Annotated in this window: 5 protein-coding genes; all 5 read left to right on the top strand. The window is 40.6% G+C overall.

Annotated elements, in window-relative coordinates; all coding sequences use genetic code 11:
- Nucleotides 1–151: 151 nt before the first annotated feature.
- The 5 genes from FD723_RS01885 (at nt 152) to FD723_RS01865 (ending at nt 13,188) form a co-directional block, all read left to right on the top strand.
- Nucleotides 152–2,827, top strand: a complete 2,676-nt coding sequence (locus tag FD723_RS01885; protein ID WP_179063849.1) for an alkaline phosphatase family protein — start codon at nt 152–154, stop codon at nt 2,825–2,827.
- A gap of 1,098 nt (nt 2,828–3,925) precedes the next feature.
- On the top strand, nt 3,926–5,953 hold the full coding sequence (locus FD723_RS01880; RefSeq protein WP_179063848.1) for an amino acid adenylation domain-containing protein: 2,028 nt from the start codon (nt 3,926–3,928) through the stop codon (nt 5,951–5,953).
- A 3-nt stretch (nt 5,954–5,956) separates the two neighbouring features.
- On the top strand, nt 5,957–10,912 hold the full coding sequence (locus FD723_RS01875) for a type I polyketide synthase (protein WP_179063847.1): 4,956 nt from the start codon (nt 5,957–5,959) through the stop codon (nt 10,910–10,912).
- Nucleotides 10,913–11,083: 171 nt separating this feature from the next.
- Nucleotides 11,084–11,848 carry a TIGR04325 family methyltransferase gene (locus tag FD723_RS01870; RefSeq protein WP_179063846.1) on the top strand — a complete coding sequence of 255 codons (765 nt, stop codon included), beginning with the start codon at nt 11,084–11,086 and terminating at the stop codon, nt 11,846–11,848.
- A gap of 191 nt (nt 11,849–12,039) precedes the next feature.
- On the top strand, nt 12,040–13,188 hold the full coding sequence (locus FD723_RS01865; RefSeq protein WP_179063845.1) for an acyltransferase: 1,149 nt from the start codon (nt 12,040–12,042) through the stop codon (nt 13,186–13,188).
- Nucleotides 13,189–13,203 lie beyond the last annotated feature (15 nt).

Below are 13,203 nucleotides of genomic sequence, written 5' to 3'. Positions count from 1 at the left end.
TGTGTGGAAACTAAGCATTTTGTTGCCAAATACTACTCAGGTTTCTATAGCCAATAATTTTTTTTGGGTTGAGTGTAATTAATGGCTCATTACTACATTCACACAATTGCTGCGATTAACTGTAGCTCACAATACTTAAGGAGTAGTAGGCATGGCTGATACAAATGGCAACGGTAGAAATGTCATTATTTTTGTTGCAGATGGATTGCGTAACGGTTCTATAAACCCCACTGATACCCCAACTTTATATGGTGTCCGTCAGCAGGGAGTTACTTTCGCCAATAGTCATTCGCTGTTTCCAACATTCACCACCCCCAATGCTTCTGCGATCGCCACGGGGCATTATCTGGGTGATACAGGTGACTTTAGCAACACTATCTACACTGGTTTTCCCAGTCCTAATGCCAATAGTAGTGTTACGCCATTCATTGAAAATGATGCGGTTCTGGGGGATATCGATGAAAAGTTTCCTGGTAACAACTTTTTAAATGAAGAGTCACTTCTAGCTTACGCGCGATCGCAGGGTTTCAACACGGCAGCAGTTGGTAAATTAGGGCCAGTTGCCATCCAAGATGTTACACAAGTTAATAGAGAAGGTGGTACTACGGGTACTATTCCTACTCCCAATACAATCATTATTGATGACAGTACAAATGGTGCAACACCACCAACTACAGCCGCAGGTTCACCTTCTGCCGTTCCTCTCGATCCAGATATTGTTGCTCGCTTACAAGCTGCGGGTTTAGATGTAAAACCGACAACACGAGTCCAGCCAGCTGGTAACAATACAACTCCAGGCACCCTGAATGCCAATGTGGCTCAACAACAATACTTTGCAGATGCCACAACCAAGGTAATTTTACCCAAGTTTCAGGAAGATGGTAAACCATTCGCATTGGTTTACTGGTCAAGAGATCCCGATGGTAGTCAACACAATCAAGGTGATAGCTTAAACACCTTGACACCAGGTATCAATGGTGCAACTTCAAAAGCTGGGGTCAAAAATGCTGATGATAATTTAAAGCAGCTTCTTGACTATCTCAAGAGTACAGGCTTAGACAAGACAACTGATGTCTTTATTACTTCTGATCACGGTTTTTCTACCATTAGCAAACAAGCTATTGATAGCCAAGGTACAAAAACTACAAGTTATGCTGCTACCCAAACTTATACAGGTGTAAATCCGGGATTTCTACCAGCAGGCTTTGTAGCGATTGATTTAGCTCACGATTTAGGTCTACCCCTATACGATCCTAACCCTACAACCCTCCCCCCAGACTTAAACCACATCCAGTATGCGACTGTTGATGCTACACAAGGTCAACGTCCGATTTCTGGGAATGGGGTAATTGGTGGCACAGGTGAGGTAATTAATGGCCAACTTGACCCAGGTACAAAAATAGTTGTAGCTGCAAATGGTGGCTCTGACTTAATTTATCTACCCAATGGCAATGCTGACTTCGCTAAACAGGTAGTGAATTTGCTCTCACAGAAAGACTACATCAGTGGTATTTTTGTAGACGACGCTTATGGAAATATCCCAGGTGCTTTACCTCTAAGTGCGATCGGGCTAAAAGGTGATGCTCAAACACCAGTTCCATCTATTGTGATCAACTTCAAAACCTTTAGCACCGACCCAAATAACCCAAACAATCCTCAAGCTCAAGTAGAAATTGCTGACACAACTTTGCAGCAAGGACAAGGAATGCATGGTAGCTTTGGTCGAGGTGATACCTTCAATAACATGGAGGCGATTGGCCCTGATTTTAAACAAGGCTACGTAGACTATGCACCCGTCAGTAATGCTGATGTCACACCTACACTTGCTCGAATTCTGGGGTTAAATATTCCCAGTAATGGCGATTTGAAAGGTCGTGCCATCACAGAAGCATTAGTGGGAGGCCCGGATGTAGTTCCCTCCACGAGAGAAGTCTTAACTTCAGAAGAAACTACTAATGGTCAAGCAACAATTCTTGATTCTCAGAGTGTAGGCAATACTCATTACTTTACAGCCGCAGGGTTTGATGGTCGCACTGTTGGATTAACAACATTAGACCTTCAATTTGGTTCTATCAGTAGTGATGATGTCACCCTCAAGCCAAATCAAACCTTATTTACAGGTGATGGAGCAGATTTTGTAGAGGGTAATAAAAGTAACACAATCCAGACCGGAAGCGGTGATGATACGGTAGTGGTCGGTGGTAACTCCTTATTGTCCACAGGAGATGGTAACGATCAAGTCTTGATTGGCGCAAATGGCCCTGCTAACAACACTAGTGCTGATGGTGGTGCTGGTGATGATGAAGTTACCGTAGTTGAAGCCAATGGTAGTAATAATTTGTTTGGGGCAGCAGGAAGTGATACTTTGACAGTAGTTCAAGGTTCGCATCAACTGTCCTTCGGTGGCTCAGGTAACGACACACTCACCAGTAACGGTAGCAATAACCGTCTCTACGGTGGCTCTGGGGATGACAAACTCTTGGGTGGTGTGAATGATTCACTCTTTGGTGGCGATGGTGATGATGTGTTATTTGCTGGTCAAGGGGGTAGTAATAGCCTGACTGGTGGTGCTGGTATTGACCAATTCTGGATTGCTAATGCCAGTCTGCCAATTAGCAAGAATATCGTGACTGACTTTGCGATCGGCACTGATAAAATCGGGCTTGGTGGCATTGGTGCTAGCCAATTGAGTGATTTAACACTATTGCAACAAGGTAGTGACACCTTAGTGAAAATCGGAAATACAGAGTTGGCTTCATTAGTTGGAATTACATCAACTAGTCTCACAGCCAATGACTTTATTTTCGCTACTAGTGTTGTGGCTTAAAGTCAAACATAACTAGTAGTCTGCCAACCAAAAAATGCTCAGTGGAAATTGGGGAAAGGGGAAGGAATGAAAAACCTTTACCCTTTTTCTTTTCCCTTTTGCCGCCAAGTTCCCTTGGTATACAACTAGTACAACACGGCGTAAACAAACCACCCATTTAAAATAGTCGGAAAGCTGACAAAATAAGCATTTTTTCTTTTTACTTTTGCCTTCTTGTACTAATTTCATTTGAATGAGATCCTCAGTGTCTTTCTTCCACCTCAAGGTATTAATTTTTCTGTCACATCACAATAAGTGACCGTACAGTTAATACTCCCATTGCAAACCCTCTCTAAAGTTTTAATTTTCAATGAAGATGTATTGAAAATAACTACGATTTTGAGGAAATAGGTCAGAATGAGAAAACTAAATCTTAAAGTAAGTGCCCTTTCATATAAACATTGTGGGATTGCGGCATATTTTGTTGTGAAATTTATCTTTTAGTATAATTTCAAATCTAATAAGGTAACTATAAATTGTAAGTAAAAATACTAATGATTAACTATGTAAAATTTTTAACATTTTCCTATAGTGTCGCAGCTATATTAATTGCCATACATAATTTAGGTAATAGCATAACTTCATATAGTAAATTTTTATTTAATAGATATTTATGCCTTGACTTATTGTTGATTGTGAGCAATTTTATTTTCACTCATATTTATGCTAACAATTTCACAATAAAAGTTAGCATATCTAACGATCGAGTATTTTTACATTCAAGACTTACTATAACTCATTCTTTAAACATATTCGTGATTTTGTTGTTCGTAGGGGTTAGATTAAGTTCCTCATTGCTCATTTATCTTAGAGCAATATCGGACTCGATTGATGTTATTCACTGGGTTAGCCAAAAATCTATATCATTAATATACAAAAGTATCTTTCATGTAAATTTTAGAACAAATTTCAATATTTGTCACTCAGTAATAGTTCTAATATTTGTATATTTGAGTAGTAACATTTGCTGCATCGCCAACCTGTGATTTGTTGTGTTTAAAATGCAGAACTAATTAAATATACAGATTACGAAAGAAATATTTTTTGCGGAAATTAAATATGAAATCAATAACTAATTCATTGGCTCACAATAAAACTGAATTGCTACTAACTGATTGTCAAAGCTCATTATTAGAAAATAACTTAGAACAAGACAATTTAACATTACCTATTTTGAAAGAATCCGAAAAACACTTACTAATTGAGTGGAATCAGACTCAAACTGATTATCCTCAGCAAGCGTGTATTCATCAGTTATTTGAAGCACAGGTAGAGAAAACACCTGATGCTGTAGCGTTAATCTTTAATAATCAGCATCTTACTTATAAAGATTTGAATATTCGTGCTAATCAACTAGCACAACATCTACAATCACTAGGGGTAGGAACAGAAACTCTTATAGGAATCTGTATAGAGCGCTCCTTAGAAATGGTTGTAGCACTTTTAGCTATCCTCAAAGCAGGTGGAGCTTATGTACCCTTAGATCCAGGGTATCCACAAGAACGTTTAGCTTTCATGCTGTCAGATACCAAGGTATCAGTATTATTAACTCAAAAAGAACTAGTTACTAAATTACCTATTCACACAGCATTTGTAATTTGCCTAGATGCAGATTGGAATACAATCGCCCAAAATAAAAAAGAGAACTTAAGCACTAGCATCACTGCTGATAACTTGGCTTATGTTATGTATACTTCAGGTTCTACAGGTACACCCAAAGGTGTTAGCGTTATCCATCGTGGTGTAGTTAGGTTAGTCAAAGAAACTAATTATGCTCACCTCACAGATGAAGAAATAATTCTGCAACTTGCTCCTATTTCCTTCGATGCTTCAACTTTTGAAATTTGGGGTTGTTTACTTAATGGGGGGCAACTAGTAATTTACCCTCCTAATAGACCATCTTTAGAAGAATTAGGACAGATTATTCAGCAATATCAAGTTACCACTCTTTGGCTAACAGCGGGTTTATTCCATCTGATAGTGGATGAAAAAATTGATGCTTTGAAATCCTTGCGTCAACTTTTAGCAGGTGGCGATGTCTTATCTGTTCCCCACGTCCAGAAGTTTCTACAAACAGTAGAAAACTGTCAATTAATTAATGGTTACGGGCCGACTGAGAATACAACTTTTACCTGCTGCCATACTATAACAGCGCCACTCCAAGCAGATGTATCTATTCCTATTGGTCGCCCAATTGCTAATACCCAAGTTTATATATTAGATCAAAACCTTCAACCAGTATCAATTGGAGAAACTGGCGAATTGTACATTGGTGGTGATGGATTAGCTAGAGGTTATTTAAACCGTCCCGATTTGACTGCCGAAAAATTTATTTATCATTCCTTTGATAGCGATTTGGCAACGCGTCTTTACAAGACTGGAGATTTAGCTCGTTATCTTCCAGATGGTAAGATTGAGTTTTTGGGTCGTATTGATAATCAGATAAAAATTCGCGGTTTCCGAATTGAACTAGGTGAAATTGAACGGGAAATTGCACAACATCCTGATGTTCGGGAAAATGTCGTTTTAGCTCGTCAAGATGAAATAGGTGAAAAGCAGTTGACAGCTTATATTGTTCCTCAGTATAACAGTAGTTATACACACAATAACTTGCGTCTTTTCTTACAACAGAGATTACCTAATTACATGATGCCATCAGCATTTGTGATTTTAGAATCACTGCCTTTGACTGCTAATGGCAAAGTAGATAGACATAAATTGCCAGCACCAAGTAGAGAACGTCCGCAACTTGAACAGGCGTACATTGCTCCACAAAACGATTTAGAGCGTCTGCTTGCAGGTATTTTGTCCGAACTGCTCAAAATCGATCGCGTTGGGACTGATGATAATTTCTTTGATTTAGGAGCAACTTCAATCTTAATTCTACAAGTTGCTGTGCGATTACAACAGGAACTTGGCATTCAACTATCTGCTGTGAAGCTATTTCAGTATTCAACGATTAGTTCTTTAGCAAACTATTTGCATTCAAACCAGAATAGCCAACCGTCTTCTGACAAGCTGCAAAATCGCGCCCAACGTCAACAAGCCGCTCGTACTCGTCGCCGTAATCATCAACAAGGTGTTTAAACAATGGTAAATATGCAGGCATCCGATAACCAAGATCCTATTGATGGTGTTGCCATTATTGGTATGGTAGGCAGATTTCCTGGCGCTGGAAATGTCGATGAGTTCTGGCGCAATCTGTGCGAGGGATTAGAGTCAACAACTTTCTTTCAAGATGAAGAAATAGACCCTAGTATTGACCCAAACCTTTGCAAAGATCCTAGCTATGTAAAAGCTAGAGGAATCATTCCTGGGGGCGAAACTTTTGATGCTGCCTTCTTTGGTGTTAATCCACTAGAAGCTGTGGTTATGGACCCACAAGCTAGAGTTTTTTTAGAGTTGGTTTATGAAGCTCTAGAAAATGCTGGTTATCAATCAGAATCTTTTGAGGGTTTGATTGGTTTGTACGCTGGCTGTGGTCAAAATACTTATTTTGCTAACCATATTGCTGGTCGTATGGAAATTGTTGATCGCATCGGTGAGTTCCAAACGATGTTAGCCAATGAAAAAGACTTTTTAACTACTCGTGCTGCTTATAAGCTCAACCTCAAAGGTCCGGCTGTCAGCGTTAATACAGCCTGTTCCACTTCTTTAGTAGCAGTCATTCAGGCTTGTCAAGCCTTAACCAGCTATCAGTGCGATTTGGCTTTGTCTGGTGGTGTATCTATGACTACACCTCAAAACAGCGGTTATATAGCTCAAGAAGGCAGTATGCTTTCTGGGGATGGGCATTGTCGTCCCTTTGATGCCAGCGCTCAGGGCACAATGTTCAATAATGGTGCAGGAGTAGTTGTCCTGAAGCGTTTAGAAGATGCACTCAATGATGGCGATCGCATCTATGCTGTCATTCGAGGTTCTGGTATCAATAATGATGGTTCTGATAAGGTGAGCTTTACGGCTCCCAGTGTTGATGGACAAGCAGAGGCCATTGCAATGGCGCAAGCTGATGCCAACTTTCACCCAGAAACTATCTCTTATATTGAAGCTCACGGTACAGCTACACCTTTAGGCGACCCAATTGAAATTGAAGCGCTGACCCAAGCATTTCGTGTACATACAGATGCTAAACAATTTTGTGCGATCGGTTCTCTTAAAAGCAATGTCGGACATTTAGTTGCGGCGGCTGGGGTAGCAGGGTTAATTAAAACCGCTCTCGCTTTGCATTATAAAAAGATTCCCCCTAGTTTAAATTTTGAGGCTCCCAATCCCAAGATTGACTTTGCCAACAGCCCCTTTTATGTAAATACCCAACTAGCTGAATGGTCAGAAGGTGAAACTCCGCGACGAGCTGGTGTGAGTTCTTTTGGTGTCGGCGGGACTAATGCTCATATAGTGCTAGAAGAAGCGCCACAAATCCAAAGTTCAGGTGCTTCGCGTCCACAGCAGCTATTATTGCTCTCGGCAAAAACTAGTAAAGCTTTAGAGGCTGCAACCGCAAATTTACAGCAACATCTCCAGTACAATGCTGAAATTAACTTAGCCGATGTAGCTTATACTTTACAGCGAGGGCGCAAAGCTTTTAACTACCGACGCAGTATAGTTTGTCACGATATTACAGATGCGATCGCAGCCCTCCAATCTTTAGATCCAAATCAAGTAAATACCCGGCATACAGAAATCCGCAATCCAGCCGTTGTCTTCATGTTCCCTGGACAAGGGTCGCAATATGTGGATATGGGACTGAATCTCTACAACCGCGAACCTGTGTTTCAAGAGGTAGTAGATGAATGTGCTGAAATCCTTAAACCTTTGCTGGGCAGAGATTTACGAGAAATCATCTATCCTGGACAGAGCGAGCGCGAAACTGCGGCTATCTCCCTACGGCAAACCTGCTTTACTCAACCAGCATTATTTGTCATTGAATACGCTTTAGCCCAACTTTGGCAAAGTTGGGGAGTCAAGCCCCAAGCCATGATTGGCCATAGTATTGGCGAATTTGTCGCCGCTTGTATTGCGGGCGTATTTACCTTAGAAGATGCGCTGATGTTGGTGGCAACTCGCGGTCGCTTAATGTGGGAGTTACCAGAAGGGGCAATGCTTTCAGTGCGCCTACCAGCCAAAGAGGTAGAGCCGCGATTGAGTGCAGAACTAGCGATCGCCGCAATTAATGGCCCTTCTCTGTGTGTAGTTTCTGGCCCCACAGAGGCGATCGCGGCTTTGCAAAAAAAATTAGAAAGCGAAGAAGTTGTCTGTCGCCATTTACACACTTCCCACGCGTTCCACTCCCCAATGATGGATAGCATCATTCACCCCTTTGCAGAGGTAGTTGGAAAGGTTAAATTATCGCCACCCCAAATTCCCTTTGTATCCACAGTTACCGCCGACTGGATTACAGCCCAGCAAGCAACTGATCCGATGTATTGGGCGACACATCTACGTCAGACTGTGCGATTTGCGGAGGGCATACAAACTCTATGGCAGCAGCCAGAACGCGTACTGTTAGAAGTTGGGCCGCGAATCACAAATACAACCTTAGCTCGCCAACAAGCAAAAGATATTAAACAACAGATTGCGATCCCTTCTCTAAGTGATAACGCTGAGAACGAAGCCGAATGGACAGCATTACTCAAGGCAGTAGGACAACTGTGGCTAGCAGGAGTATCTATTGACTGGAGCAACTTTTATCAAAGGGAAACGCGACAACGGATTCCTTTACCTACCTATCCCTTTGAACGCCAACGCTTCTGGATTGATCCTCCACCTCACCCCAATCGTGCAGCAAATCCCAAATTTTTAAATCCTCAATTATTAGAAAAGACCCAAACTATGACAACATACCCTCAGCAAAAGCTCATTCCCCTGCTCAAAGAAGTTATCGAAGAAACATCAGGATTGGAAATTGCGAGTGTTGACGACTCGACAACATTTTTAGAAATGGGATTAGATTCCTTATCTCTAACGCAAGTCGGGTTAGCTTTGAAGAAAAAATTTAAAGTCAAAGTCACACTTAGGCAGTTACTAGAAATTTGCCCGAACTTAGTAACGTTGGCTGACTTGATCAATCAAGCCTTGTCTCCCGAAACTTTATCTGCACTAGGATTAATAGAAACCGTTGCAGAACCCATTCCAGAAACACCATTGCCAGAACCAGCACCTACAACTACATCACCTACTTTGGTAGTGCATGAAGTTCATACTAATGGAGCAAATGGATCTGCACCTCGGATTTCTCCCCAACCTGCTGTATCTAATAACATCCTAGAAAATGTGATTAATCAGCAGCTACAAATCATGAGCCAGCAATTGGCACTATTGGGTAATAACAGTCAATCTCTAACAATCCCAGTTGTACCCGTGGCCCCAGTTGTACCTGCGGTGACATCTCAAAACAATCATGTCAAGCCACAAAATGCTGTATCTACCCCAGCTACTCAAACGAGCAAAGAATCACAAGCATCGGTAGATAACGAGTCAAATGGTTCTAAAAAGGCATTTGGTGCGGCGGCACGAATTGAAAAAACCCAGACTAAAACTCTGACAGCGCAACAACGCACTCATTTAGACAAAATTATCCAAAGATATACAAAACGGACTCAAAAATCCAAAGAATATACTCAAACTCATCGCCCTTACTTAGCAGATCCCAGAACTGTTTCCGGGTTTAACCCGACAATGAAAGAGATGGTTTACCCCATCGTAGCGTCTCGTTCCTCAGGTTCTAAACTTTGGGATGTTGATGGCAATGAATATGTCGATTTAAGCAATGGCTTTGGTTTGAATTTGTTTGGTTGGTCGCCACCTTTCATTACTGAGGCAATTGAAGCACAACTGAAACTCGGTATGGAAATTGGCCCGCAGACTCCCTTAGTTGGAGAAGTGGCAAAGTTAATGTGTGAGTTGACCAACTTTGACCGAGCAGCCTTTTGCAACACGGGTTCGGAAGCAGTGCTGGGAGCGATGCGGATGGCACGCACCATTACGGGGCGTAACTTAATCGCCATCTTCTCTGGAGCTTATCACGGTATTTTGGATGAAGTAATTGTTCGAGGTACAAAGAAACTCCGGTCAATTCCTGCTGCTCCTGGTATCCCACCCGAAATGGTAGAGAACATTTTGGTGGTGGACTACGATTCGCCTGAGTCTTTAGAAATCCTCAGAAGTCGGGCTGATGAGTTAGCAGCAGTGATGGTGGAATCTGTGCAAAGCCGTCGCCCTGAATACCAGCCCAAGGAATTCCTTCAGCAATTGCGTGATTTCACGGAAGAAGCTGGTATTGCCCTAATTTTTGATGAAATTGTTACCGGATTCAGAATTCATCCAGGTGGCGCTCAAGCACATTTCGGAATAAAGGCAGACATAGCAACCTATGGCAAGATTGTAGGCGGTGGACTACCAATTGGAGTCATTGCTGGCAAATCACAATATATGGATGCTTTGGATGGAGGGTTTTGGCAGTTTGGCGATGACTCCGTTCCAGAAGTAGGCGTGACTTACTTTGCCGGCACTTTCGTCCGCCATCCTCTAGCACTAGCAGCAGCGAAAGCAGTACTTCAGCATTTAAAACAGAGTGGCCCCAGCTTGCAGCAAAATCTCAATGCCAGAACCGATAAGTTTGTAGCGGAACTTATGGGCTATTTCCAGCAAGTTCAGGCTCCGTTTACAGCTTATAATTTCGGCTCCCTCTTCATGGTGAAGTCTTTACCAGAGTTCCCCTACGGAGATTTACTATTTTACTTACTGCGGGATAAGGGAGTGCATACTTGGGATCATCGTCCTTGTTTCTTGACGACATCTCATTCCGAAGCTGACCTAGCTTTCGTAATGGCAGCTTTTAAAGAAAGTATTGCTGAAATGCAATCTGCTGGCTTCTTGTCTGCACCGTCCATAGAAGTAACAAACAGCGAAGTTACCAATAACAGTTTACGCAATCGTCCTCCGCAACCCAATGCCAAATTAGGACGAGATCCCCAAGGAAACCCTGCCTGGTATATCCCCGATAGCGAGCGTCCTGGAAAATATTTACAAGTCGCAAGTGTTTCCTGAAGTGTTTTGAAATAGTAATTTTCCTCGAAAAAGTAGCAAAAAATCTACCAACATTAAGGTTTTGATATGACTTTGATAGCTTCCTTTGGTAAAAATAATTTCACAAAGCTAAGACAACAGGGGGTAAAACAGCTAAAGCAAAGTTTCAGAAAAATTGTGACCAAAGTCCCAATGATATCGGATTACTACCAATATCATTGGTTATTTAACCAGAATATTACTGCGTGCCGGGGTATTTATAGTACATTTGCAGAGGCGTTGCAAGCAACTCCTAAAGGTGCTAGAGCTGGCTACAACCAACCTGAAATTCATAACCACCGTTCAGTAGCAAAGTTGACTACTGCTTGGGAGCCAGATGAGTTCAATTCCCAGGACTATCCGGTTCTTGTATGGCTTGCATCTGCATTCGCTAATAGTTCAACTATTTTCGATATCGGCGGTAACGTAGGACATGCTTACTATACTTACAAAAAGTTTCTGCAATATCCCAACGATCTTCGATGGATAGTATGTGATATCCCAGAGGTGATTAAAGCGGGAGAACAATTGGCAAGAAAAGCCGATAACCCAGGCTTGTCTTTTACGGTGGAATTTGCCGATGCGGAAGGTGCAGAAATATTGCTCACTTGCGGTACTCTGCAATATATAGAACCATCACTGTCTGAAATGTTGGGACAGTTAAAGACAAAACCACGCCACATCTTGATTAACCGAGTACCATTTTATGATGGGGAAACGTTTATCACATTACAAAATATTGGCTACGCTTTTTGCCCATATAAAATTCAGAATCGCTCTGAATTTATCGCATCTTTGACCTCACTTGGCTATAAATTAATCGATAGCTGGACATGGGATCGTACTTGTTACATTCCGTTTTATCCTGAGCATTTTGTCCGCAAGTATTACGGTTTTTATCTACAGCTTAGTGATTAGCTAGAATTAATTCTGCGATCGTTAGATTGAAATCGCTGCACAATTAAATACTGGCTCTCGTGTTTTGGTCATCTCAAAATGACCAAAACACAATAAACCAATAAAGATTATATCCATTAAAAAAGTATAATCACTCTGACAATAATCATTAATTAATTGTATTTTACTCATTAAAAGCTCTAACATAATCAATGTATAAACACATTAAGCCTCTCACTTCTCTGCGTGGTATAGCAGCTTTAATTGTTGTTACACTCCACTTTTCATATTACGCTTTACCTAAAGCAGGTTCAACTTTATCAAGCTATAGTGATTTCTTTAAAAATGGATATTTATGGGTTGATTTTTTCTTTATTCTAAGTGGTTTTATCATGACCCACGTCTATGCAGAAGATTTTTACTCAAAAGTAAGTTTAGATAACTACCGCTCATATTTATTTTCGCGTTTTGCCAGAATTTATCCTTTGCATATATTTATTTTGTCCCTGTTTATTGGATTAGAAATTGTAAAAACACTTTTAATAAACACTTCTGCTTTTGCTGGTAAATTTAACTTAACTGCTCTTTTCGCAAACATTTTCCTTCTACAAGCATTCGATTTAAATTGTCCACCTTTATTTTGGTGTAATACATATTGGAATGAACCAGCTTGGTCAATTAGTGTAGAGTTTGTTATTTACTGTATATTTCCATTTTTATTATTTTTTTTATTAAGGAGCAGCGAAAAAAATGATTTGATGATTTATATTTCTACTCTCTTTAGCATATTGCTACTAATCACTTTTACCCGTGGCAATTTAGATAATATTATTGGTATACCTTCGATAGCTAGATGCGGATTAGAGTGCGTGCTTGGCATTATTACTTACAAAGTCTATCGTAGAGGGAATTATAAAAAGTATTTTAATCTTAATTTACTGGCATTTATAGCTATAACTTGGATAATTTTGATTATGCATTACTACTGGCATAATTATTATTGGCGTAGCCTTCATGATTGGCTAATATTACCAGCATTTTCTCTACTTATTTTAGCTGTATCTGTCAATAATAATAGCGTGACATCAAAAATTTTAAATTCTCGGTTAATGCTATATCTCGGTACGATATCTTATTCAATTTATATGGTTCATTGGTTTTTTCAAGAATTGTTAAAACTATTTTGGCTTTATAAATTTCATGAGGCTTTTGGCAAAACATTCACAAACCATCAAGCATTGACATCTCTAGGAGTATTTCTTATGATTGTATTATTGGCTGCATCATTGACATATAGATTTGTAGAAGTGCCAGCGCGTAATTATTTAAAATCTACAATCTTGGGCAAACAATGTATTTAACGCCAGTCATTTTTG

The organism is Nostoc sp. C052 (assembly GCF_013393905.1).
Lineage (GTDB): Bacteria > Cyanobacteriota > Cyanobacteriia > Cyanobacteriales > Nostocaceae > Nostoc.
The sequence above is the reverse complement of the archived record's forward strand: the minus strand, read 5'-3'. Positions and strand labels throughout refer to the sequence as shown.